Genomic DNA, 23,128 nt, shown 5'->3' with positions numbered 1-23,128 from the left:
GTGGCAGCATGACGAGCCAGTAGCGACCATCTTCGCTCCACTCACGATAATGCCGGCATCGGTTTCTTTCTCGACATGGACAAACACATCGGATACTTCATGCACCGGCCTGCTTCGATCAATCGGCGGGTTGACGATGGCATGGTTGAAAAACCAGACTTTTTCTTGCGCTTCCTTGTACCAGTGGCGGGCGTTATTTTCAAAAGGAGCATAATACTCCGGGTTGCCGCCCAGCGTTCCCAGAAAAGAAGCTTTGTAATCGGGAGAACGCCCCATCTGGCCGTAAGTGAGACGTGCCCAGCTTGCGATGGCGTCCCGTGCTCCTAACAGATCCTGCGAGCTTCTGCTGGCACGGAAGAATTTGTGGGTAAAGCCGCCGGAACCGGTATCCGTCTCCGTCGTCAGTACATCTTTGTATTTCGGGTCATGCAGTGCATCATACAGGCGGGCGATGGAGCGTGCCGAGTTGCGAAAGGCCGGATGATCGACAGGATTTTTCACCTTTTCCCCGTATAGCCAAAGTTCACGGCCGTCCTTGATACTCTCAAGGAATTCCTCTCCTGTCAAAGGTTTGTGTGTCAGTTGTTTTTCTTTAATCGACATGTTTTTTCCTCCTCAATGGTATAAATGAAAATGAAATAGAAATTTCACAAACTGAATTACACCCTGGCTAACATTGGAACAGTAAAGAACTGGCCAGTATAAAACCCGAGCGCTTCTCCCTGTTCAAATCGGTATTGTTTCACTTCCCCAAGGTACAATACGTGATCCCCGCCGTCGTAGGCCTGCCAGGGCACACATTCTATAACGGCCAGGGAATCGGCGAGATAAGGAGCGTACTCACCATCCTGCCATTTCAGCTCCAATTCTTCATTGGGCCGACCGGCAAAGTGCATAGCCAGCGCTTCCTGACCGCCGCGCAAAATATTGACCGCAAAAGCGTTATCTTGCAAATAGCTGCATGCTTTTGTCTTGCGATCGACCGACACCAGGATTAACGGCGGCTCCATGGAGACAGAAGTGAAGGAATTGGCGGTAAGCCCGTGTTTGCCTTCCCCTGTACTACATGTGACTACCGTGACACCGGTGGCGAAGGAACCTAAGCAATGACGAAAATCTCGAAGATCCATTAATATCCCTCCATATTAAACGCTTACATTAACAAGCTATGCACACATCTTACCATGATTTCAGAATTATTATAACTGCAAAAAAATACTGAATATACAGTATAATCTGTTATTTTTTACAGAATAATATCAGGCAATTTTCCACCCGGCTCAAGATTAACGAAGAGCGAACAGGAGCCAGTAGTATCACCGGCCCCTGCCACATTTTTAGACACTGAGGTCAACATAGAAGGGTGATTCTACGTTCAACATACGAGCGTAAATAACGAGCTGCCCTTTATGATGTGCTTCATGTCCGATCAGTCGGTGCAAAACTTCAACGACTGGCTCTGTTATATTAAATGCTTTGATCGTAACCTCTTTCTGCAAATCACTGTCCGTGTACGCAGCAAGTTTTGCCTCATGCTCCTTCGTCAACTCGTCTAAAAGCTTGCGAGCCTCTTCAATCGTTGCAGGAACAGGTGGGATATTCATATCCCGTCCCTCAATCGCAGCAAAGAAAAAATCCGGGGTCCAGGCAATGTGATGAATTAGTTCTAATGTACTCATTCCATCCGACCAGGGACGCCATGAAGCCCCGGATTCCGAAAAGTTCGCTGCCAGTTCGATAAGTGCATTGCGATGCATCCGCCAGCGTTTTAAAACCTGTTGAGTTTGAGTAAGCGCATTTGACATAAATAAAACCTCCTTAGATAATTTCAATTTGTACGGCCCCTTATTGTCTTTACTGATTCCCCCGCAATCCCCCAATGCTCTAACGGAATTTCATGGATGAGCACCCGAACGCTTTGAATGGGGGATTGTAGCGTTTCTGCTACCAGGTGAGACATTTTTTCGATTAATTCCTCTTTTTGTTCAGGAGTACGACCTTCCAACATATGAATCTGTATCAACGGCATTTACTTCTCCTCCTAACCTATACAACTAAAAACAAAGTGCCATACTACGTCAGCGCTGCGCTGAAATCCAATCGTGTTTAGGACGGTTTAAACTAAAACGAAATAATTTATAAAATGCTTGATTCGTGCAAAATTCACATAACAGTTTCGAAGAAGAGGGAACCTTGTCGACATGAGGAACATGAATCTTCTGCAATCCCTTGATCATGTGTTTTTCACAAACATACACCATAACAAAACTCCCTTTATAACTTATAATCTCAACAATCTCTAAGCGATAAAGACATTCACTTCACCCAATTGATCGAGTTTAGCTGAAACATAATCCCCCCGACTTAACATAATCGCTTCTGTTATCCCACCAGTTAAAATGACATCACCAGCTTTTAATTTTTGTTTCTTTCGGGCTAACATGTTGGCAAGCATCGCAACAGAATGAGCGGGATGTCCTAATACAGCCGCACCTGCACCGAGAACCTTTATCTTACCATTAATGGACAAAGTAACACCAACCAGATCCAGTTCAATATGACCAGGGGGTATCAACTGGTTTCCAAAAATTACACGTGCTGATGACGCATTATCTGCGATAACATCAGGTAGCGTAAATTGAAAGTTCTCATAACGACTATCAATAATTTCAAGTGCAGGTACAACATACTCGGTAGCAGCGAGCACTTGAGCCCCTGTAATACCCGGACCTTCTACATCTTTTCCCATAATAAAAGCAATTTCTGCTTCTACCTTGGGATGAATCAACTCCTGCATTTTAATAGTACCGCCTTCAGGTACGACCATATAGTCAAATATATAGCCATAAATCGGATCGTCCACATTCATCTGTTTCATTTTCGCCTGACTGGTTAACCCCATTTTCGGTCCGACAATTCGATGTCCTTGTTCCCGTTTTATCGCCACCAATTCCTCTTGCACCCGGTAGGCATCCTCTATGCTTAAAGGGGTTTCTTTTGTGATCCGAACCACTTCCCGTTTTTCTACTTCTGCTAGGTGTAAAAATCTAGCGATGGACGGGTAATCAACAGTACTCATTCTTTCTTCCTCCCCTAGCGAGCAACAGACTCCGAATTTTTCCTGGAAATTTCTGCTGCCACGTCCACGATCATGTCTTCTTGACCACCTACGACTTTTCGCTTGCCTAGTTCAATCAAAATATCCCGAGAATCAATATTGAATTTCTTAGCTGCCCGCTGGGCATGGAGCTGGAAGCTGGAATAGACGCCGGCATACCCCAAAACCAGGCTGTCTCTCGTGATTTCCTGCGGAACTTGAAGGATAGGTGCCACAACGTCTTCGGCAAGGTCCATCATTTTGTAGAGGTCCACCCCTGTTTCAATTCCAAGACGATCTAATACCGCAACCAATACTTCCGTTTGTGTATTTCCAGCGCCAGCCCCCAGACAACGAACACTACCGTCAATCCGTGTGGCCCCTTCTTCAATCGCAACCAAGGTATTGGCCATCGCCAAAGATAAATTGTTATGGCCATGGAAGCCAATGTTCACGCCTACATGTTGACGAAGAGCCCGAATCCGTTCCTTCACTTCATGAGGAAGCAAGGCTCCCGCAGAATCAACCACATACACTGTATCCGCCCCGTAGCTTTCCATCAGCTTGGCCTGTTCCACGAGCTTTTCTACTGGAGCCGTATGGGACATCATCAGGAAACCTACTGTTTCCAGCCCTAATTCCTTAGATAAAGCAATATGCTGGGCAGAAACATCCGCTTCGGTCACATGGGTAGCAATACGGGCCATTTTCACTCCAAGATCGGCAGCCTGCTTTAACTCTTTCATCGTGCCGATGCCGGGAAGCAGCAATACGGCTACTTTCGATTGATCACAAACAGATACCGCAGCCTCAATCAATTCGAATTCGTTTGTGCGGGATAATCCATACTGCAAAGAGGAGCCGGCCAGGCCATCGCCGTGAGCCACTTCAATATAAGGGACACGGGCATCGTTTAACATCTTGGCTACTTTTAACACTTGATCGACGGTATACTGATGGGCAATGGCATGACTGCCGTCACGCAGGGCCACTTCGGTAAGATAGATCTGGCATTGTTTTGTCATGGGATATCCCTCCTCTACACAATTTGTTTAGTCAAATGATGTTTAGCGAACTCTTCAGCTACTTTTACAGCCGCCGCGGTCATGATGTCAAGATTCCCCGAATACTTCGGTAAATAATCTCCAGCCCCTTCGACTTCCAGGAAGACAGTGACCCGATTGCCATCAAAGATGGGTTCGGTTCGCAAACGATATCCCGGAACATAAGATTGCACGGTTTCCACCATATCTTGAATGGACCGGGTAATTGCCGCTTCATCCATGCTTCCTTCTTCCACCAGGGCATGAATCGTGTCTCTCATGAGAATCGGTGGTTCCGCCGGGTTCAAAATGATAATAGCTTTTCCTTTTTTAGCGCCACCAATCACTTCAATCCCTCGTGCGGTCGTCTGGGTAAATTCATCAATGTTGGCCCGTGTTCCGGGTCCCGCACTTTTACTGGATATAGTCGCTACGATTTCAGCATAGTCGACGGGGCAGACTCGATTGATAGCGTGTACAATCGGAATTGTTGCCTGCCCACCGCAGGTAATGAGGTTGACATTATCGGCCTCCAGGTATTCACCCAAATTAACGGGAGGAACGATCAAAGCCCCTACGGCAGCTGGCGTGAGGTCAAGAACCATTTTCCCCGCTTCCTTCAGCAATTTCGCATGACGGATGTGGGCTTTGGCAGAGGTAGCATCGAAAACAATATCAGCCAATTCCGGACGCTCCAGAAAACCTTTAATCCCTGTATCAATCACTTCATAACCATGTTCTTTTGCACGTCGCAAACCGTCTGATTCCGGGTCAATCCCGATCATCGTGGTGAGTTGCAACACGTCAGAACGTTCCAATTTCATCATTAAATCTGTACCGATATTTCCCGAGCCAAGAATGGCTGCCTTTACTTTAGACATAATATCCCCTCCCTTTGATTTCACTCACTTCAAGTTAACTGGTAAACCGAACACTAACTTCTCCTAAATGAGCAAACCGAGCATGGAATAAGTCTCCTGGCTCTGCATTTACCGCAGCGGAAAGAGCACCCGAGAGAATCACTTCTCCCGCCTTCAAGTTAATCCCAAATTCAAATAGCTTATTGGCCAACCAAGCTACGCAAGTTGCTGGATGTCCTAAGGCGGCTGCCCCTACCCCAGTGTTCATGATTTCTCCATTTTTATAAAACACCATTCCTACTTGAGCAAGGTCGAGCTGATCAACACAAAGAGGTTTCCCGCCCAGCACATAGAGACCTGAAGAAGCGTTATCAGCAATCGTATCCTGAAGTTTGATTTTCCAATCTGCTATCCGGCTATCTACAATTTCTAAAGCAGGAAGTACAAAATCCGTGGCTTGCATGACATCCATAACCGTTACTCGCGGTCCTACCAGGTCTTTTTTCAGTACAAAGGCAATCTCAGCTTCCACTCTTGGTTGTAGAACGCGATCCAATGAAATTTGTCCTCCATTTTCTACAACCATCCCATCTAGCAAGTGCCCGTAATCCGGTTGATCCACACCGAGCAATTCCTGCATAGCCAGAGAGGTCAAACCGATTTTCTTTCCTACTATACGCTGACCTGCTTCTATTTTTTTTTGAATGGTATACAGCTGAACTTGATACGCCTCCTCGACAGTTATATTCGAATCAAGCTCGGTGATGGGCAAAACCCCTCGACGCTCGATTTCCGCCTGAGCGAGATGCTCGGAAAACTTTACAGATTTTTCAGAATATTGTGATATCAACAAGACCACCTCCTATAACTTGATACAAATATTCGTTAACTCACTATAGAATTCAAAACTGTGCATACCACCTTCACGGCCGATGCCGCTTTGCTTCATACCGCCAAACGGAGAACGCAGATCACGTAAGAACCATGTATTCACCCATATAGTTCCTGCTTCAATTTGTCCGGCGACGCGGTGGGCACGACGAAGATCATTCGTCCAAATCGTGGCGCTCAATCCATAATGCGTATCATTGGCCTGCGCAATGACTTCTTCTTCTGAATCAAAAGAAAGAACGGTGACAACAGGCCCGAAAATCTCCTCACGAACGACACGGCAATCGCCATTTAACCCTACAATAATCGTCGGTTCAAGATAGTACCCTTTGTCCATTCCTTCCGGGCGTCGACCACCTGTTAAAATCTGTCCACCCTCCTCTTGTGCCAGTTGAATATAGCTCGTTACACGCTCGTAATGCTCCTCCCCAACGAGCGCGCCTACCTTTGTTTTTGAATCAAATGGATCGCCGACAACGAGTTCTTTCGTTTTTGCTACAAACTTTTGTAAAAACTCTTCATAGATAGGGCGCTCGACATAGATACGTGAACCGCAAAGACATACTTCACCCTGGTTAATAAAGCTGGATTTGAGAGTGGTTTCAATGACTTCATCTAAGTCTGAGTCAGCAAAAATAATATTTGGATTTTTGCCACCAAGTTCGTAAGAAAGCTTTTTTAAAGATTTTGCAGCTGCAGCCATGATGATTTTCCCGGTTGTTGTTTCTCCAGTAAACGAAATTGCGTCCACATCGGGATGCTCCGTTAGCGCCGAACCAGCAGAATCCGGACCAAAGCCATGAACAATGTTAACAACCCCATCAGGCACACCGGCGTCACGGCAGATTTCACCAAGCAATGTAGCCGTCATCGGTGTTAATTCGGCCGGCTTAATGACGGCAGTGTTTCCAGCTGCCAGGCATGGCGCCAATTTCCATGTCAATAATAAAAGCGGTAAGTTCCAGGGATTAATCAATCCTACGACACCCACCGGACGACGGATAGAATAATTAATCGCTACATCATCTGTTTGATAAGCCTCTGTTCCCAGGACTCTTAAATAGTCAGCAAAAAAATGAAAATTATAAGCGGAGCGCGGGATATCCACAGTGCTTGAGAGCCAATACGGTTTTCCAGTATCCAGCGATTCCAGTGTAGCCAGTTCTTCTTTCCTCTCCAGAATGATATCCCCGATACGTCTAATAACAGCAATTCGATCATGGGTAGTCATCTTTTTCCATGGTCCGTTTAAAGCCTTTCTTGCTGCTGCCACAGCAAGATCAATTTCTTCTTTTCCTCCCTCGGAAACTTTGCTTAATATTTCTTGTGTTGCTGGATTTATATTGTCAAATGTCTTTCCGCTTTTTGAAGAAATATATTGACCGTTGATAAAATGTTTACAATCAAATGCTTTTACATTGTTCTTTAGTGTTGTTTGCACCTGCATAAATAGAACCTCCTCTTAAATTGAAGTTTTCAAACTTCCTGTTATTTATAGTAAAGTAGAAGTTGTTAATGATACAACACCGCAATTCTTCTATATGCAACAATATTAATAAATTTCTAAAAAAAATTATATTAAACGTATTTATTATATTTTGAATTATGTTAAAATAAGAAAGCATATTATTTAAGAAATCAACGTTCTGATATAAGCAACAAAACCACCATGGCGTTTCAGCCGCAACCCGACATGAAAATGCGGAGAAGGGCGGCTGACTTTTGCGGTACGAAGGAAAAAAGAGAAGAGAACGAGAGGATGATTTCGACGGGGAAAAAGGCGAACGCTTTTTTCTTCCCTAGATCTTCTTTTCTCTTCCTTCTCCTTCTTTCCTCATGATTTTTACAGAAAAAGGGGTATCTTTTCATGAAAACTAACACCAATCAAGATTATTTACTTTCTTCTGTCAAAAATGCTCTTCGTATTTTGCGCAGCTTTTCTATAGACGAGCCAGAAAAAAAAGTAACGGAACTCGCTCTTTCGTTAGGATTGGGGAAAAGTACAGTCAGCCGTTTACTGGCTACTCTCGCTAGCGAAGGGTTTGTAATAAAAGATCCGGAAACACAAAAATATCGTTTAGGGCTATCAATTCTTAATTTAAACACGGTTGCAACTTCAAATCTCGAAATTAATCGGGAATCATTCCCTACTCTTCAAAGACTGGTCAATGAAATTATGGAAACTGCGCATATTGCTGTGTTAGAAGGAACAGATGTTGTCTATTTAAATAAAGTGGAATGCAAACATCCCGTACAAATTCTATCTCATATCGGTAGAAGGAATCCGGTTCACTGTACGAGTTCTGGAAAAGTCATTCTTGCTAACCAGGAAGAGGAGGTAATAGAGCAATTTATTGAAAACGGACTTCAAAAATATACAATAAACACCATAACGGATCCTCATGACTTTCGTGCGACTCTAAAGACTATAAGGGAACAAGGATATGCTATCAGCATTGAAGAGATTCGCGAAGGCGTTGCATCAATTGCCGCACCGATCCGAGATTATACCGGAAAGGTTGTTTACGCGATCAGTGTTATCGGGCCAATTCATCGAATGAATCCATACAATCCTTCTATAATCAATAAAGTAAAAAGTGCCGCTAAAGAAATCTCTGATAAACTAGGTTACTGGAAAAATTAATCTTGTACAAGTCCACCCAAGCAGGCCTTTACCATGGTTTTGTCGAATTTATACAGTAACACAACGATCCAAAGAGGGATTGCACATGAAAGTCCCAAAAACGTCGGTCATCCAGCTTCAGATGTTCCAATTCGTGGATATGGATGAACTTGTGCCGAAAAAACACATCCTGCGCCACCTTAACGAAGCGCTTGATTTTCTATCGTCCATGATTGGGTTGCGCCGCCGTATTCGGAACGTACCGGCCGCCCGGCGGCTGACCCTGAGCGAAGGATTCGACTTATGCTGCTTTCGTATTTGTTCAACCACTCCGAACGGGAATGGTATCAACTCCTGTCCCTGCACGCGGGCTATTTGTGGTTTTGCGGACTGGATTGTGAACACAAAACCATTTATATGATTAAGGATTATTATGAAGAAGCCCGATGATGTACGCACAGAAAGTTACCCGAACCTGCACTCTCCGAATCTCTTCCAACACCTTTTGAATGGTGTCACTAAGGCTGCAATCTTTTAGACCATTGAGAAACTGAAGCACCTTCGTTTTTGTTTTATGCCATTCTTCCAGATTTATAACTTCAGAACGTTTCTGTTCGAACAGGCTCGAAGCCTGGGCTGTCGGCAGAAAAACGACTGGGGAGCGTCCTGCTTCGCCGGGACTCATAGCGTAATCACGGATGAGATAACCGAGCTTTTCAAGTTCCTTCAGCATATCATATGCCGTCCATTTGCTGACACCAAGAGCTTGTACTAGCGTTTCATAATGAACAGGCACGTTTGTTTTTGGTATAAGTCGATCAACTTCTGAAGAAATTGTTTTCGACGTCCCGTCAAAATCATTTCACTCTCACCCCCCAAAAAACCAAATAAACTCTTTGAGAACTATAAAGCAAGAGCAAAGCGGTTGTCAATGCAATATGCCTTCGGTTGGGGTAACCAGTGAACTCGCCTGCCGAAAGTAAGGCGGGAATATAGGGGGGGCATCAATCGTCTGTCAGACGGCCAAGTATCATGGACCGAATCGGTCTAGTACGCGTAATACGTCGCCGCCACCAGCGCCGCCTGTCCGAGGCTGATGCCACCGTCGTTCGGGGGGACCCTCTCACCTATCCATACATGCATGGCCCTTTCAGTGAACAACTCCTTCAGATCGGCTAGCAAAAGGGAATTTTGAAATACACCGCCGGACAATACAACCGTGTCGATCCCGTGGGCTTCTCCTAAAGCGAGGGTGCTTCGAAATACGCCTTCAGCGATGCTCCTGTGAAACGAACGGGCAATCACCGCCGCGTCCCGCCCATTCAAACGATCTTCCGCCAGCGCCTGTAAGAGAGGACGATAGTCAAGCTCCTTTTCATCCCACGGGAAAGGATACACCTTCTCCAAAGGAGCAGTCCGAGCCAGATGTTCGAGCCAGATGGCTGCCTGACCTTCAAACGAAATGGCCTCGGTGAAGCCCAAAAGGGCGGCCGCCGCATCGAACAGCCGGCCGACAGATGTTGTAGGGAAGGTGCGAATTTGTTTTTCCACCAGCTTTAACGCCGTGAAAAACCGTTCGGGAAACGCAAGCCGCCTGCCGACGTCCGCCGCCAATTCCGGCACGTCTACAAAGAAACCGGCCAGCGCCTGAAGCGGTATACGTGCCGCCGCATCACCGCCCGGAAGCACGGCATAACGAAGGTGCCCACGCCGTTCCAATCCTTCTGCAACGCTTCCGACAAACAGCTCGCCGCCCCAGATGGCCCCATCATCGCCAAAGCCCGTCCCATCAAATGCCACTCCGATCACCCGTTTGTCCAGAGCATTTCGTTCTGCCAGCACAGATGCCACATGGGCGCGGTGATGCTGAATGCCAACGCGCTCGCAGTTTTCCAGCCCGCGCGCAAACCGGGCGGAACGATGATCGGGATGGAGATCATGCGCCACGATCGTGTCTGCCAGCGGAACGTCATACATCGACAAAAGATCGTAGATGGTCTGCTCAAATGCCGTATACGCCTCGTACTGCGTCAAATCTCCCACATGCTGGCTCACGATCGCCTGACCCTTAACGACTAACGTGACGGTATTTTTCAGGTCAGATCCAACAGCGAGAATGGGCCGAGCGCCGGGCAATTGAGTGACAGGAAGCGGGGCGTACCCCCTCGCCCGGCGGAGTACAGTGGACCCAAATTCGCTCACGCGGACGACCGAATCGTCGACACGGCGGGCGATGGGCCGCTCACCGATAAGCCAGGCGTCGACAAGTCCTTCAAGCCCTTCCACAGCGTCTTCATCTTTATAGATGATGGGTTCGCCCGAACGATTGGCGCTCGTCATTACAAGCACAGGCGGCGCGCCGAAATGAAACAACAAATAATGGAGCGGCGTATACGGAAGCATCACGCCCAAATCGGTGTTATCAGGCGCCACGCCCGGAAGCGAGCGGTGTGAGCGGGCAAGCACAATAGGACGAGCCGCAGACGTAAGAAGCGCCTCTTCTTCCGGTGATAGCTTAATAAGCGTCCGCGCCGTCTCCACGTCTTTGACCATCAGGGCAAACGGTTTCGCCCTGCGACGCTTCCGATCTCTGAGTGTCCACACCGCCTGAGCGTTTTCCGCATCGCACACCAGATGATATCCGCCAAGCCCTTTGATCGCCACGATGCGCCCTGCACGAAGAAGCCGGGCGGTCTTTTCGATGACTTTGCCATCTCCATTCATCTCTTCGCCTTGCCACCGCATGTGATAATAAGGCCCGCACTCCGGGCAGGCAGTCGGCTGCGCGTGGAACCTGCGGTCGGTCGGCTCATCATACTCTGCAGAACAGGCCGGGCACATGGGCCATGCTTTCATCGTCGTATAGGGACGGTCATACGGCAGGCGTTGTATCACGGTATAGCGGGGGCCGCACTCCGTGCAATTAATGTAAGGGTACAGATAGCGGCGGTTTGCAGGATGAAACAGTTCGGTTAAACAAGCCGAACACACGGCCAGATCGGCAGGGATGTACACCGTCGGCCGATCGTTCCGCTTGCTTTCACGGATTCGAAAATCATGAAGCCCCTGCACGGCCACATCTTCGATTTCCAGATCGGTCACCCGGGCCAGCGCAGGAGGATGTGTCGTGATTTCCTCGATAAACGCCTGAATGGCGTCGGCATCCCCTTCCACATGTATCTCCACGCCGCTTTCCCCGTTGCACACCCAGCCGCTCAGTTTCCATTGTTTGGCCACCCGAAAGATAAAGGGGCGAAAACCAATCCCCTGAACGACACCGTGAACGCGAATGAGCTGTGCGATATGCATGATGAACCACCTACCTTTTTACAAAGCCGTATCTTCCATGGAAGAAGGCAGCGCGACAATGCATCCGCGGCCGCAAAACCCGACCTGAACGACGCGGTCGTCTTCAACCAGGACAGGGACAGTGCGCCCTCCCGTCAAAGCGATGAGCCGTTTTAACGCTTCTTCGTCTTCTTCCACATCATATTCGGTAAACTCTTCTCCATCCCATAATAAAGATTCCCGCATCTCCTTCGTGTAAGGGCATCCTTTCGTGCCATAAAGTGTACGCATGGTTCGTTTCAGCACCTCCCGTCTTTACGGATGATGGAACAGACGCCCGCGCTTCCCCGATGCGCGCAGGGCAGCCGGAGCGACCATTTAACAAATACGCGGCAGCGGATCGCCTACAAGCATATCAATAACCCGCGTACCTCCGTAGCGGGAACGCGCCAGGACGACTTTTTTCGGATCTTCTTGAATTTCGCCGATGCGCCGCGCATCCTCTCCGCCCGGTATGCCCCGGATCGCTTCTAACGCCATATCGGCGTATTCCGGGGAAACGATGGCGAGAAACTGCCCTTCGTTGGCAATGTGAAGAGGATCCAGGCCTAAAATTTCACAAGTCCCCCGCACCGCCGGACGTACCGGAATCGCCTCCTCGTCCAGCACTACGGCGACTTTGGCGTCTCTTGCCAATTCGTTTAGCGCCGTAGCCACGCCGCCCCGCGTCGGGTCGCGTAACCAGCGCAGCCCTGGCGCCGCAGCGTCGATGAGGGCAGCAACGAATGGCCATAGCGGGCGCGTATCTGAGGTGAGATCGGCTTCCAAATCCAATTCCCCCCTGGCCAGGAGGACGGTGATCCCGTGTTCTCCGATCGGACCGGAAAGAATTACCTGATCGCCGGGTCGAACGTGTTCGGCCGAAAGGAGCACGCGTGGATCAGTGAGACCAATACCTGCAGTGGTGATGAACAGCCCGTCTGCTTTACCGTGTTCCACCACCTTCGTATCGCCCCCCGCCACGGACACCCCGGCACGCTGTGCCGCCTTGGCCATGGCCGCCACTTCCCGTTCCAGCTCAGATGTCGAAAGGCCCGCTTCTAATATGAACGTGGTCACCAGCGCCAATGGCTTTGCCCCGCCCATGGCCAAATCGTTAACCGTCCCGTTTATGGCAAGTTCGCCGATGGACCCGCCTGGAAAGACGAGCGGCTTGACAACATAGCTGTCTGCCGTAATGGCCAAACGACGTCCATCAGCATCGATGTATGCCGCATCGTTCAACTCCGGCAACGTGTCGTTCATCAAGTAAGGAACCAATAGCCCCTCGATGAGTCGTCGGCTGGCTTTCCCACCGGCTCCATGGGCCAGCTCAATATGGGCATCAGTAAAACGCATCTTGGTAGTCTTCATATATTTTTTCCTCCCGGATCTATTCGCCGATTGCCTGACGCAGGTGGACGTGATGGTAATATGCGGCGCACGCCCCTTCCGATGACACCATGAGGGCACCTATAGGATGTTCAGGTGTGCATTCTTTACCAAACCATTTGCATTGATGCGGTTTAAGCACCCCTTTTAATACTTCGCCACATTGAGCCGCTTTCGAATCGGTGACGCGAACACCTTTCACCTGAAAGCGGACTTCCGCATCCCACCGGGCGAATTCGGGCCGCAGTTTCAGTGCCGATTGGGAGATAACCCCAAGTCCCCTCCACTCGAAGAAAGGGCGGACTTCAAAAACTTCGTTCATCACTTCCAGCGCAGGAATGTTTCCTTCCCATGGAACTACGCGGCTGTACTGGTTTTCCACTTGCGCACGGCCTTCCTTCATTTGTTTGACCAGCATGAGGATCGATTGGAGTAAATCGAGCGGCTCAAAACCGGAGATCACCACAGGTTTTCCATAATGTTCCGTGACAAGTTCATAAGGATGGACGCCGATCACCGTCGAGACATGACCGGGCCCTATAAACCCGTCGATGCGCATATCCGGAGAATCCAGGATCGTGCGAATCGACGGCAAAATCATGACATGATTGGAAAACACGTAAAAATTAGGCACGTTCAGCTCGCGGGCGCGCATGAGCGTCAGCGCCGTCGACGGGGCCGTCGTTTCAAAGCCGATGGCGAACAGCACCACTTGCCGTTCGGGATGATCCATGGCAATCTTCAAAGCGTCCAGGGGAGAGTAAATCATACGGATGTCGGTTCCTCTGGCCCGGAGTTCTAAGGGAGTTCCCTGCGAACCGGGAACCCGCATCACGTCACCGAAAGCGGTGAAAATCACATCCGGCTGCCGGGCAATGGATAAACCGTCGTCCATACGCCCCACGGGAAGAACGCAAACCGGACATCCCGGTCCATGGACGAGTTCGATGTTTGCCGGCAGCAGGTTCTGCAATCCGAATCGAAAGATAGAAAACGTATGCCCGCCGCAAACTTCCATGAAACGGTAATGGTAATCAGAATCGACGAGACGATGGATCTCTTCCGATGTCCTGCGGATTAATTCCGGGTCGCGAAACTCGTCAACGTATTTCATCGCCATAATCACACCTCCAATGCTCATTTTCTTCACGTTTTTTTCTCTTCATCAAATTGATACCCCATTATTTCCTCTATGGCCTCATCCGATTCACCTAACATGCTGAGCAATCTCAGTTGCTCAACCGCCTGTTCTTCGCTAATCTTGCTCATGGCAAATCCGACATGGAGGAGCACCCAATCGCCAAGCCGGGTTCCTTCATTTTTCAGCAGGCCAATGTTGATTTTCCGGCGCACGCCGGAAACGTCAACCATAGCGTAATGGTGATCACCGTCGAGAAGCTCCACAATTTGTCCTGGAATAGCCAAGCACATGGACGCGTTCCTCCTTATGTTGTGATTAAAAGTTTGTGTAAATCAAGAGGATAAGCGATCAGCTTAATCGTATCCATACCCGCTGGTCCTCTACGCGTACCGGAAACGGTTCGAGCTGCACGTGAGGCGCCGTGATGCACTCTCCGGTTGATAAGTCGAAACGGAAACCGTGCCACGGACAAGTAATAGCAGAACCGTCGACGAGTCCTCTGTCGAGAGGCATACTCATATGGGGACACTGATTGCGAAAAGCCATCACTTTTCCCTCTATACGCACCAACAAAACATCCCACTCCTCGTGGGCAAAGTGAACCGGCCGTCCTTCCTCGAGTTCCGAGATGAAAGGACCCTGCTGCCAGCCGCTTTGTTCGAGGCTTGCCGCATCATCGATCGCATGAATGGGCAGGTAGCCGGAAGCAACTTCATCTCCCGCCATGATGACATATTCGATTTCCGGGACACGCGCTTTAATCGCTTCCTCAACCCCGTTTTTCAACGTCACAGCGGACATAGAACACCCGGAACAGGCACCCTGAAGGCGGACATACACAGTCTTTCCTTCGACTTTTACCAGTTCCACATCACCGCCGTGAGAGCGCATGTACGGGCGCACTTCTTCGAGTACCGCAGCCACACGGGTAAACAGATCCTGTTTAATGATCCCATGCATGAAAAGCATGGCGTAGACGGCAGGGTCTTCCACCGCCTTAAGCAACAATTCTTTCCCCGCGTCCGTTTCACGGAACGTACGGACGAGCTTTCTGAGACCATGTTCATGAAACGCTTCGATGGCCTTTTTCAACTCCATTGCCCTCCTGCGTGCATCCTCCGGCAGTTCCTTAATCAAGGACAGCTCCCGATCTACACGTTCCGCCAACGAATTGAAATCCTCCTGCATAACTTTCATCATCAATCACCTCCAAAAGCCAGGGCCTGCTCAAGCGCTTCTTCCGTTTTGTTCTGTAACAAGGTGGCGAAGCTTTGCTTCGCCATCTCCTGCAGTACCTCCCCAACGGTAACGGGTTCAAAAATACGGAAAGAGTCGTTTATGCGTTGATTAGCCAGAGCCTGTAGAATCAAGCACGAACCGGCAGCGTTATCAAGGAGAGCATCCCGAAAAAATGCATCCACAAATTCATTCAACCACACACCTTCTCCCCGGGGATTCGTGCGAAGCCGATGCAGCGCGTTTTGTGCCCCTTGGTTGCGTTGGATGATGCGCTCACTAAAGCGCTCAACGGCCATCATTAACAAAAGATTAAAATACTGCTGTTCATGGGGATCCATGATATCCTCCCCTCCACCGGTTGCACCTTCTGTGCTTTCCGTCTCAAATGTTCTTATTTGATGCCGCTTCCTTCTGTTTTATCGAAATTTCAGCCAATATGTCCTCGACGGAATCGGCCGCATCATGTTCCCCGTATGTACGAAACAATCGGCTCGCCTCTTCTAACCGAGGTACTGCCCGGGAAAATGCACCGAGATGGGCGAGAGCATTTCCCTGATTCGCGAGGACGCGGGCATAACCCATCGGATCATCCTCAGGGCGTCGTACACTCAGCGCGTCTTCATAAAGTGCTACAGCCTCCCAGAGGTTTTCTTCCGGATGGGACGTTTTCACATGCTGTAAGGCATTGGCAAGATTAATTGTAGCGCTCGTCCAATACTCGACATGCGTGTCTTTTTTAAAAATATGCAGAGCCTCCCGCAGCGATTGAATGGCCGTCGCAGCGCGCAAATGGGCGCCGCGTTCCAAAGACGGCATGGCAATATACGCCAGGGCTAAATTCATATGAACCATCGCATAATCATCAGGATGAGTGTCTTTACGATACACTTTCAACACTTCATGATAGCACCTGACCGCTTCCAAAAGGGAATCCTTCCGGCCCTCTGAACCGGTTTGATATGCTGTGCCCAATTGAAACCACAGCTCTGCCCGGGCTTCCTGAAAGGAAGACGTCTCCAGAAGCGCCAGGGCACAGCGGTATCCTTCTACTGTTTCCTGCCCGTGCTCGCCAAGCATCTGTTTTGTCGCCGCCCATTCGGCGTAGAGTCGGGCAGAAAAAACAGGGGAAATCTCCCGGACCGTTTTCGCTGCCTCCAAAAGAATCGCAAGCCCGGTCGGCCAATCGTTCCGGTGAAGCGCCTCGTACGCCTGGGTGGCCAACAGAAATGCCCGTACTTCTCCGGCGGTATCAGCATACGGCGGGGGTGTTTCGCGCAAGCCAAGACGCCATGCCACCGCATCTAAGAGCAGGGCCATATCCCCTTCAAGCAATTCTCTGGCCCGGGCATATGTGTGTTCTTCCGGCCCAAGAATAAATCGGTTGTAAATCCCTTCCGGCCCTTGCGGTAATAAGTCTAAAACCACATCTTCGCTTTCCCCTTGAATTGCCGCAACAAAAAAACGCCAGCTCTCCGGCCATATGTCGGGAAGATAGCCGCGGAGAAGAAGCGGCAATAAATTATTTCCTTCTGGAGCAGACGGTAAAAGAAAAAAACTTGCAGCTCCAGGAAAAACACCGAGCGGTTGCGTCTGCAGCACAATTCTCCCCCCTTTTTTCTCATCGAGAAGCCAAAAAATTATGATTACAGCTGCGCCGAAGTACTTGAACGGAAAAGGGGAATGCGAAGTGCTCCGAGCTGATCATCCCATACAGCACTGCGCTCCCCTGGTGGCACACCTTCAGGCAGAAACTCTTCGACAAACATGCTTCGATCCCCGCGGGAATTGCGTAATTTTAACAATAATCCTCCTGCCCCTGGATGGCTCACCGGCATAATCCACAGTTCTTCACCACGTATTAAAGCGATGGCGGTTCCCGTACGGAACCTCATCGCTTCTTCGGCGGGGATATGAAGATAACCCGTTGAAGTAATCTCAAACTTCACTTACTTTCCCTCCCACGCGCTGAAGCAACTCGTTCGCCAAACGATCCAAAGCTTCTTCCACCGTAGAAGACAAGCCAAACCCGTACGACAAGTTTTCAGCTTCGATAAGGAAGACCGTCACTTTTTTTGGAAAGCGGCTTTTGAGCAGCCAACGGCCCAGGGCAATGGCGTTTTCCCACCGAAAATCGTGGAGGTTGACATCTTTTAGAGGAGGCGTTTCCACCTCTTCTCCAGGAAGTTCAAAAATCGTGCCTGGCTCTGCCCCCGATTGACAGGCATCCACGAGAATCAGTTCCTCAGCATCCCCGATTTGAAAAGTCACATCCATTCCAGCGGTTCCACCATCAGCCAGGCGGACTCCAGACGGAACCCCCAGCTCCCACAATTTGCGGATGAGCATCGGACCCACCCCGTCGTCACTGCGGAGCAAATTGCCGCATCCAATAATGACGGTCATATGAATTCCTCCTTCTACCAGCGTAAATTACATCTTCATAACCTCATACTTGGCTAACTCTTTGTTCGTCTTGGCATCGTAAGCATGAACAGTACAGACGAGACAAGAATCGTAACTTTGTGCGATATGGGCCAGTTCGACCGGATCCTGCGGATTTTTGACGGGCAGGCCAATCATCGCCGTCTCAATCGGCCCCCGCTGTCCATGACGATCCCGCGGACCAATGTTCCAGGCCGTCGGCGTTACGACTTGATAGTTTTCAATCTTTCCGTCTTTAATTTCAATCCAGTCGGCCAAAGCGCCGCGAGCTGCTTCCGTAGCCCCGAAACCGCGCCCCTCAGGCAATTCGTTCGGCTTGATATAAAATTTCTCATTCAAATCAATCTGCTGCAGCCATTTCCGCATGCGCAAATAGTACTTCGCCGCTTCGTGCAAACGTGCCAGCACCCGTACCATTGAACTCGGACCGATTTCATTAATAATATTTAAGAAGAGAGGATCATAATCCTGCCACTCTTCCGCATTCGGACGACCGGCCATCACCTGGCGAGCCAGCGGTCCTACCTCTAACGGAGTCTCCCCCATCCCCGGAATGTCATATCGGGGTGCCTTGGCAAACGTATATTTTCCTTCCTTTTGGCCTTCTATCGGATCAATAGGCTCGGTTATTCCCTCAAACGGATGGTAAGAACCGCTGCCGCGATAGAAGGAATACGTGTGATCTTCGCGTATGCGGGCTTGATCAAAATCGTGATATTCCTTCCCGTCGAATATGCCGGAGCGGGCAATCAACGCAGCATTGCGCCCTTCAATGGTAGGATAGCGATATTTCTCTTCATGGAAGAAGTTTCCTGTCGCAAGATAACTTCCCGGACCCGCACCGTACTTGTCCATGCCAATCTCCATACTGTAGCGGATGAAGAGTCCGAGATCGGAATCACGGTGTTCCGGTTTTTCATCAAGCCATGCAAGGACGTCCGACCATGTTTTGTTTTCGAGCCACCGTTCAACGGACGAACCGAGGAGGATTTTCTCCAACCAGCTATCGCGATAATATTCCAGAATCGAGATAGAGCGGGTAATATCGGACAGCGTCGGTGCACTCATTACGCCCCCGGGAATCATGAAACTCGAATGAGGCCACTGACCACCGAAAATCGCATAAATTTCCACCGGTTTGGCCGAAACGGTAACGCCAATCTCATAATGTTCGCCTTCAAATGGCGCCCACCGACGAACTACTTCCTCATACAATTTGGAGGAAGCATAGTTCTTATGAGTAAGCCCGATAGCGAACAGGGCATAAAACCAGCGAGGAATGCTCTGGATCGTCTCAGCTGCCTGGGCAATGTTACGAATAAGCGTAGCGTTAGGCGGTACCTGGGTGTTCCAGGCCGTATCCAATGCATAGACCGCCTTGGTTAAATGGCTGCCGCCGCAAATCCCGCAAATCCGGGGGGTAACAATCAGACCGGCCTGCGGATCTTTTCCCTTTAAAATCATCTCGAAGCCGCGGAACATCGTGGCTTCCGTCCAGGCATCAACAACAACCCCATTTTCAATCGTCACTTTAACATCCAAATCGCCTTCTACACGCCCTAGCGAGTGGACTTTGATTTCCGTTTTATTGCTTTTTATTATTGTTTTTGTTCCTTGCTTACTCATACTGTTGCACCCCACCTTTAAAAATGGTTTTCCCTAAAAAGAGACATGTAGGGCAGAGCATTTTTAATCATTTATGCTTATGGCACAAACATATCTTCTTTCGCCCACTTTGGTGCCACCGCCCGGGCCATTGCCGCATTAACGGAATAGCTTAACGGATCGCTGCCTTGTGGCACTTCCCTCGGAATCGAGCCGAGAATTTTTTGTGTCTTGAACACCGTACCGGGTGCCAGGTCGAAGAACGGGAACTGAGGCTCCGTACAACCGATACAGGGCATCCCTGCCCGGGTTTTTGAAGATTGACGGTTCCAGAGAATACGGTTGCATGGTGAATGGGTCATCGGGCCGCGGCAACCTTGTTCATAGAACAAACAGCCTTTCCGGGTGCCCTGTCCGAACTCTTCCACAGATTCTTTCCACTCAAAATATTGCACACGTGTACAGCCGGTTTGAGTGAACGTCTTAAAGAATGTTTGCGGCCGCTGTAAATCATCTAAAAGGACATCTTCCGCGCGACCGGTAGCGATAGCAACGAGAATTTGTGTCACCCAGTCAGGATGAGCCGGGCAACCGGGAATATTAATAACAGGCAGTCCTGCTTTCGAACGGAACTCGGCTCCGAGAAATCCGCCCCGTTCCCCTTTCAAGTATTGAAGACCAATCGATTCAGACGGATTCGGCTTCGTCGCCGGAATCCCTCCCCAGCATGCACAGTCACCGATAGCGACAACGTACTGGGCTTTATGGGAGAATTCCAAAATCCAATCTTTTTTCGGACGATCCATGAGCATGTCGTAGTGTCCGGTTCCATTCGGCCCCTGAATAACCGTCCCTTCCACGACAAGGATGTCCAGAGGGATTTCGTCACTCAGGATCTGATCGTACAAACGGCGCACTTGATCGCCGAATTCCATCGACAAAGAATGATGATACAGAATGTTAATGCCGAAATCAGTGACCAAATCAATCACTGTCGGTTCTTCAGCATTTAAAAACGATTGGGTGTTTCCATTGCACGCACCGCCGTGCACCCAAAGAAGATTCGCCACTTCTCCCACCTCCAAAGAGCGAGTTTTTTTAGCAAATCGTCGTAGCGATTTGACGCTCGATTACAGGGAATCGACCGATTTTTTAAACGCTGCTTTGTCAGCCTCCAAACGGGTTATCCACTCGTCGATCCCTTGTCCCGTTCGCACAGAAACTTCATGAATAGGAATACCTGGTCTTACCTCGTTCAGCGCTTCATAGAAGCGTTCCCGTTGAAATCCCACCGCTTCAGCCAAGTCGATTTTCGTAATAACTGCCACATCGGCGCTGTTAACAATGGTCGGATACTTCACTGGCTTGTCTTCGCCTTCTGTCACAGAAAAGAGAACAACACGCTGGTTTTCTCCCAGGTCGTAACTCGAAGGGCATACGAGATTGCCAACATTTTCGATAAAGAGAAAATCGATACTTGCCAGATCCCATTCTGCCAGAGTTTTTTCAATCATGTTTGCCTCAAGATGACAAACTGTACCCGTAGTAATTTGACGCACTTTCGCTCCACTTTCACGCAGGCGTTCCGCGTCGTTTTCTGTGGCTAAATCACCGACCAGCGCTGCCACACTATGCCGTTCCCCAAGTCTGGTTAACATTTCCGTAAGCAGCGTCGTTTTTCCTGCTCCTGGACTCGAAACCAGGTTGACAACGTAGACACCGGCTTCTTGAAAACGCTTCCGCAATTCTCTAGCGAGAAGATCATTTTTCTTAAGAATGTTCTGACGGATTTCAACGATCCGGGGATTTAATGTCATCTCCTGCATTTTCCTCACCTCCTTCCAGGGCATACAATTCCAACTCGCGTCCCTCCAACACCTGGCCTGTTCTCGTCCCGCACACAGGACACCGCATAGGAAACGGTTCAGGCAAAATATGCGCTTCCTGGCAATCAGAACAGAATACTTGTACAGGAACGTCCTCAATCACGAGCCTCGCCCCTTCAAGAGGTGTCCCTTCGATGACCACATCGAAGGAAAATTCCAAAGATTCTTTTACCACACCCGACAAAACACCAAGTTTTAAATAAAGGACCTGCACCCGTTTCATCCCCGTATTTTCCGCTGCTTCGACGGCTAATTCAACCAAGCTGTGGGCAATGGACAATTCATGCATCGCCGAGTTCCTTCGATAAATGTCGCGCGAAATTAAGAACAAAATTGAGCGCCGGCTGCACCTCTGGATCGCTCAATGCCCGCATAAGCCCAAGAAGCCCGATGCGTTTCGTCCCCGTCTGGGCCGTTTCTGTAGTAGCCTGGAGCATCGAACGCGACACTTTTCCAACCATTTGCACCGAGCGCACGTCGAGAACATCGGATTTGAACAGTTCCTGGACTTGAGGGGAATCGAGAAATTCCTGCATTTGTTGGACAGCGGTAAGGGCACGCTCAAAGCGCATTGCGTATTCGGGCTTGGACAAACTTTGTCGTAAAATAACGATGAGCTCGTTGATCGAATCAGCTATTTCAGGCCCGCGACGCATAAAATGTTCTACCATGTCCAACAGAAACGTTACATGCTCCAGTTTATCGAGCAGGCGAACCAGTTGCTCGATCGTTTGCGGATCGGAAATTTTCTCTATCAGCAACTGATCGATAGATGCCTCCACGACCGCCCCTTCCCCAATTTTCACAGTGATAATTCCCTCCTTTTTTGATAACCGAAGAGATAAAAAAGCACGTCTTTTTAGTACGTTACCGTTTTTCCTCTCTTACGATTCATATTCTCCAACTTAATAATTTAATAATAAAAAAGATTTTTAATTATATGAATAATTTTACCATGCCAACTTTCCATCCGTCAAAGTTAACTTTGCTTTTTTCGATGGTGTGCTCGAACTCGACCATTCAAAGCTTCCACGGGTTGTGGTACTTGGCACTCAGCAGGAGTAAAAACCGACGCCATGCATAGCGAGGGTTGTTCAAAAAACGATAGACGGCATCTTTATCAGAAAGGTCGTCTCCCTTTTCGGAGGCAAGGAAACGAAACCAGTTTTTGTGCTGAAAAGCCAGGGGCAAAGAGCAATTGAAATAGAAAGGAACAGAAATAGCCGAGGTCTTTACAAGCCCCTGATCTGTCGCGATAAATACTTTTTTCTTGTTTGCTAGCTTTATTATTTCCGAAGCCAGCTCATTTTTAACAATGTCAAGACCAAATCTTATATTAGTAGGAAGACAAGAATTAAATGTTTGAGTTTGTAATACCATATTTCCTAACCCCTTTAACAAAATTAGTTATCTATATCAGGGTAGTAAATTAGTTCTGTAAATGTATTTTCACAGATTGAGATCTACAGCATTCTTAGAAAACGACCATAGCGTTTCTGCCGCAACCCCGACATCAAAATGCGGAGAAGGGCGGCTGACTTTTGAAGTATGAAGGAAAAGAGAGGAAAGAATGAGGAGAGGA

At 49.0% G+C, this 23,128-nt stretch carries 26 protein-coding genes and 2 pseudogenes; 2 read left to right on the top strand and 26 right to left on the bottom strand.

Going from position 1 to position 23,128, the window contains the following annotated elements; genetic code table 11:
• The 9 genes from B2899_RS11315 to B2899_RS11275 form a co-directional block, all read right to left on the bottom strand.
• Positions 1 to 603: 4-hydroxyphenylacetate 3-hydroxylase N-terminal domain-containing protein (locus tag B2899_RS11315; RefSeq protein ID WP_286885875.1), on the bottom strand; the 603-nt coding region annotated here is incomplete at its 3' end.
• Between the two features lie 56 nt (positions 604 to 659).
• The gene (locus B2899_RS11310; protein WP_286885873.1) at positions 660 to 1,130 is read right to left on the bottom strand and encodes a flavin reductase family protein; all 471 of its coding nucleotides are present in this window, start codon (positions 1,128 to 1,130) and stop codon (positions 660 to 662) included.
• A 207-nt stretch (positions 1,131 to 1,337) separates the two neighbouring features.
• Entirely contained in the window at positions 1,338 to 1,805 is a 468-nt protein-coding gene (locus B2899_RS11305) for a DinB family protein (RefSeq protein ID WP_286885871.1), read from the bottom strand.
• A 23-nt stretch (positions 1,806 to 1,828) separates the two neighbouring features.
• A complete protein-coding gene (locus tag B2899_RS11300; protein WP_286885869.1) occupies positions 1,829 to 2,029 on the bottom strand; it encodes a tautomerase family protein in 201 nt (66 codons plus the stop codon).
• A gap of 270 nt (positions 2,030 to 2,299) precedes the next feature.
• Positions 2,300 to 3,079, bottom strand: coding sequence for a 2-keto-4-pentenoate hydratase (locus B2899_RS11295; protein ID WP_286885866.1), 780 nt, complete (start codon positions 3,077 to 3,079; stop codon positions 2,300 to 2,302).
• Between the two features lie 14 nt (positions 3,080 to 3,093).
• The gene (dmpG, locus tag B2899_RS11290; protein ID WP_286885864.1) at positions 3,094 to 4,122 is read right to left on the bottom strand and encodes a 4-hydroxy-2-oxovalerate aldolase; all 1,029 of its coding nucleotides are present in this window, start codon (positions 4,120 to 4,122) and stop codon (positions 3,094 to 3,096) included.
• Between the two features lie 14 nt (positions 4,123 to 4,136).
• A complete protein-coding gene (locus tag B2899_RS11285) occupies positions 4,137 to 5,021 on the bottom strand; it encodes an acetaldehyde dehydrogenase (acetylating) (RefSeq protein WP_286885861.1) in 885 nt (294 codons plus the stop codon).
• A 34-nt stretch (positions 5,022 to 5,055) separates the two neighbouring features.
• Positions 5,056 to 5,850: a 2-keto-4-pentenoate hydratase gene (locus B2899_RS11280; protein WP_286885858.1), complete on the bottom strand. Its 795-nt coding sequence runs from the start codon at positions 5,848 to 5,850 to the stop codon at positions 5,056 to 5,058.
• A gap of 12 nt (positions 5,851 to 5,862) precedes the next feature.
• Positions 5,863 to 7,338 carry an aldehyde dehydrogenase gene (locus tag B2899_RS11275; RefSeq protein WP_286885855.1) on the bottom strand — a complete coding sequence of 492 codons (1,476 nt, stop codon included), beginning with the start codon at positions 7,336 to 7,338 and terminating at the stop codon, positions 5,863 to 5,865.
• Between the two features lie 420 nt (positions 7,339 to 7,758).
• Between B2899_RS11275 and B2899_RS11270 the strand changes: the two genes are divergently transcribed.
• Both B2899_RS11270 and B2899_RS11265 read left to right on the top strand, forming a co-directional pair.
• Entirely contained in the window at positions 7,759 to 8,535 is a 777-nt protein-coding gene (locus tag B2899_RS11270; protein WP_286885853.1) for an IclR family transcriptional regulator, read from the top strand.
• A gap of 85 nt (positions 8,536 to 8,620) precedes the next feature.
• Positions 8,621 to 8,916 (top strand): annotated as a pseudogene (locus tag B2899_RS11265) (transposase); the annotation flags it as partial.
• A gap of 19 nt (positions 8,917 to 8,935) precedes the next feature.
• On the opposite strand, the gene B2899_RS11260 reads toward B2899_RS11265, so the two are convergent.
• The 17 genes and pseudogenes from B2899_RS11260 to B2899_RS18540 form a co-directional block, all read right to left on the bottom strand.
• Positions 8,936 to 9,247 carry a hypothetical protein gene (locus B2899_RS11260; protein ID WP_286885851.1) on the bottom strand — a complete coding sequence of 104 codons (312 nt, stop codon included), beginning with the start codon at positions 9,245 to 9,247 and terminating at the stop codon, positions 8,936 to 8,938.
• A 314-nt stretch (positions 9,248 to 9,561) separates the two neighbouring features.
• On the bottom strand, positions 9,562 to 11,823 hold the full coding sequence (gene hypF / locus B2899_RS11255) for a carbamoyltransferase HypF (RefSeq protein ID WP_286885848.1): 2,262 nt from the start codon (positions 11,821 to 11,823) through the stop codon (positions 9,562 to 9,564).
• A gap of 18 nt (positions 11,824 to 11,841) precedes the next feature.
• Positions 11,842 to 12,093, bottom strand: a complete 252-nt coding sequence (locus B2899_RS11250; RefSeq protein WP_286885845.1) for a glutaredoxin family protein — start codon at positions 12,091 to 12,093, stop codon at positions 11,842 to 11,844.
• An 87-nt stretch (positions 12,094 to 12,180) separates the two neighbouring features.
• A complete protein-coding gene (hypE, locus tag B2899_RS11245; RefSeq protein ID WP_286885908.1) occupies positions 12,181 to 13,200 on the bottom strand; it encodes a hydrogenase expression/formation protein HypE in 1,020 nt (339 codons plus the stop codon).
• Positions 13,201 to 13,234: 34 nt separating this feature from the next.
• Positions 13,235 to 14,353, bottom strand: coding sequence for a hydrogenase formation protein HypD (gene hypD, locus B2899_RS11240; protein WP_286885842.1), 1,119 nt, complete (start codon positions 14,351 to 14,353; stop codon positions 13,235 to 13,237).
• A gap of 26 nt (positions 14,354 to 14,379) precedes the next feature.
• Positions 14,380 to 14,664, bottom strand: coding sequence for a HypC/HybG/HupF family hydrogenase formation chaperone (locus B2899_RS11235; protein WP_146811647.1), 285 nt, complete (start codon positions 14,662 to 14,664; stop codon positions 14,380 to 14,382).
• 58 nt (positions 14,665 to 14,722) lie between these two features.
• Positions 14,723 to 15,574: a NifU family protein gene (locus B2899_RS11230; protein ID WP_286885839.1), complete on the bottom strand. Its 852-nt coding sequence runs from the start codon at positions 15,572 to 15,574 to the stop codon at positions 14,723 to 14,725.
• Positions 15,574 to 15,951 carry a hypothetical protein gene (locus B2899_RS11225; RefSeq protein WP_286885836.1) on the bottom strand — a complete coding sequence of 126 codons (378 nt, stop codon included), beginning with the start codon at positions 15,949 to 15,951 and terminating at the stop codon, positions 15,574 to 15,576. Before B2899_RS11225 ends, B2899_RS11230 begins: the two co-directional genes overlap by 1 nt.
• Before the next feature lie 43 nt (positions 15,952 to 15,994).
• Positions 15,995 to 17,212 carry a tetratricopeptide repeat protein gene (locus tag B2899_RS11220; RefSeq protein WP_286885834.1) on the bottom strand — a complete coding sequence of 406 codons (1,218 nt, stop codon included), beginning with the start codon at positions 17,210 to 17,212 and terminating at the stop codon, positions 15,995 to 15,997.
• 44 nt (positions 17,213 to 17,256) lie between these two features.
• Entirely contained in the window at positions 17,257 to 17,559 is a 303-nt protein-coding gene (locus tag B2899_RS11215; RefSeq protein WP_286885832.1) for a hydrogenase maturation protease, read from the bottom strand.
• Positions 17,549 to 18,016, bottom strand: coding sequence for a hydrogenase maturation protease (locus tag B2899_RS11210; RefSeq protein ID WP_146811641.1), 468 nt, complete (start codon positions 18,014 to 18,016; stop codon positions 17,549 to 17,551). Before B2899_RS11210 ends, B2899_RS11215 begins: the two co-directional genes overlap by 11 nt.
• A gap of 27 nt (positions 18,017 to 18,043) precedes the next feature.
• Positions 18,044 to 19,681 carry a nickel-dependent hydrogenase large subunit gene (locus tag B2899_RS11205; RefSeq protein ID WP_146811639.1) on the bottom strand — a complete coding sequence of 546 codons (1,638 nt, stop codon included), beginning with the start codon at positions 19,679 to 19,681 and terminating at the stop codon, positions 18,044 to 18,046.
• A gap of 77 nt (positions 19,682 to 19,758) precedes the next feature.
• Positions 19,759 to 20,730 carry a hydrogenase gene (locus B2899_RS11200; RefSeq protein ID WP_146811637.1) on the bottom strand — a complete coding sequence of 324 codons (972 nt, stop codon included), beginning with the start codon at positions 20,728 to 20,730 and terminating at the stop codon, positions 19,759 to 19,761.
• Positions 20,731 to 20,790: 60 nt separating this feature from the next.
• On the bottom strand, positions 20,791 to 21,486 hold the full coding sequence (gene hypB / locus B2899_RS11195; protein WP_286885828.1) for a hydrogenase nickel incorporation protein HypB: 696 nt from the start codon (positions 21,484 to 21,486) through the stop codon (positions 20,791 to 20,793).
• Complete coding sequence (hypA, locus tag B2899_RS11190) at positions 21,452 to 21,835, bottom strand: hydrogenase maturation nickel metallochaperone HypA (protein ID WP_286885827.1); 384 nt, start codon at positions 21,833 to 21,835, stop codon at positions 21,452 to 21,454. Before hypA ends, hypB begins: the two co-directional genes overlap by 35 nt.
• Positions 21,828 to 22,352 carry a DUF1641 domain-containing protein gene (locus B2899_RS11185; protein ID WP_246147396.1) on the bottom strand — a complete coding sequence of 175 codons (525 nt, stop codon included), beginning with the start codon at positions 22,350 to 22,352 and terminating at the stop codon, positions 21,828 to 21,830. The genes hypA and B2899_RS11185 overlap by 8 nt, the downstream gene beginning before the upstream one ends.
• Before the next feature lie 244 nt (positions 22,353 to 22,596).
• Positions 22,597 to 22,756, bottom strand: a pseudogene (locus B2899_RS18540) (IS4 family transposase); the annotation flags it as partial.
• Positions 22,757 to 23,128: the final 372 nt, after the last annotated feature.

The organism is Aneurinibacillus sp. UBA3580 (assembly GCF_002375825.1).
Classification (GTDB): Bacteria; Bacillota; Bacilli; order Aneurinibacillales; family Aneurinibacillaceae; genus Aneurinibacillus; species Aneurinibacillus danicus.
This window is presented reverse-complemented; position numbering and strand designations above follow the sequence as displayed.

Coding starts and splice junctions, on each gene's coding strand:
- dmpG (WP_286885864.1), bottom strand. CDS start 4,122: ATGACAAAACAATGCCAGATCTATCTTACCGAAGTGGCCCTGCGTGAC.
- hypD (WP_286885842.1), bottom strand. CDS start 14,353: ATGGCGATGAAATACGTTGACGAGTTTCGCGACCCGGAATTAATCCGC.
- B2899_RS11275 (WP_286885855.1), bottom strand. CDS start 7,338: ATGCAGGTGCAAACAACACTAAAGAACAATGTAAAAGCATTTGATTGT.
- B2899_RS11260 (WP_286885851.1), bottom strand. CDS start 9,247: ATGCTGAAGGAACTTGAAAAGCTCGGTTATCTCATCCGTGATTACGCT.
- B2899_RS11270 (WP_286885853.1), top strand. CDS start 7,759: ATGAAAACTAACACCAATCAAGATTATTTACTTTCTTCTGTCAAAAAT.
- hypB (WP_286885828.1), bottom strand. CDS start 21,486: ATGCAGGAGATGACATTAAATCCCCGGATCGTTGAAATCCGTCAGAAC.
- B2899_RS11230 (WP_286885839.1), bottom strand. CDS start 15,574: ATGATGAAAGTTATGCAGGAGGATTTCAATTCGTTGGCGGAACGTGTA.
- B2899_RS11300 (WP_286885869.1), bottom strand. CDS start 2,029: ATGCCGTTGATACAGATTCATATGTTGGAAGGTCGTACTCCTGAACAA.
- B2899_RS11205 (WP_146811639.1), bottom strand. CDS start 19,681: ATGAGTAAGCAAGGAACAAAAACAATAATAAAAAGCAATAAAACGGAA.
- B2899_RS11210 (WP_146811641.1), bottom strand. CDS start 18,016: ATGACCGTCATTATTGGATGCGGCAATTTGCTCCGCAGTGACGACGGG.
- B2899_RS11310 (WP_286885873.1), bottom strand. CDS start 1,130: ATGGATCTTCGAGATTTTCGTCATTGCTTAGGTTCCTTCGCCACCGGT.
- B2899_RS11305 (WP_286885871.1), bottom strand. CDS start 1,805: ATGTCAAATGCGCTTACTCAAACTCAACAGGTTTTAAAACGCTGGCGG.
- B2899_RS11295 (WP_286885866.1), bottom strand. CDS start 3,079: ATGAGTACTGTTGATTACCCGTCCATCGCTAGATTTTTACACCTAGCA.
- hypE (WP_286885908.1), bottom strand. CDS start 13,200: ATGCGTTTTACTGATGCCCATATTGAGCTGGCCCATGGAGCCGGTGGG.
- B2899_RS11250 (WP_286885845.1), bottom strand. CDS start 12,093: ATGCGTACACTTTATGGCACGAAAGGATGCCCTTACACGAAGGAGATG.
- B2899_RS11285 (WP_286885861.1), bottom strand. CDS start 5,021: ATGTCTAAAGTAAAGGCAGCCATTCTTGGCTCGGGAAATATCGGTACA.
- hypA (WP_286885827.1), bottom strand. CDS start 21,835: ATGCATGAATTGTCCATTGCCCACAGCTTGGTTGAATTAGCCGTCGAA.
- B2899_RS11225 (WP_286885836.1), bottom strand. CDS start 15,951: ATGGATCCCCATGAACAGCAGTATTTTAATCTTTTGTTAATGATGGCC.
- B2899_RS11235 (WP_146811647.1), bottom strand. CDS start 14,664: ATGTGCTTGGCTATTCCAGGACAAATTGTGGAGCTTCTCGACGGTGAT.
- hypF (WP_286885848.1), bottom strand. CDS start 11,823: ATGCATATCGCACAGCTCATTCGCGTTCACGGTGTCGTTCAGGGGATT.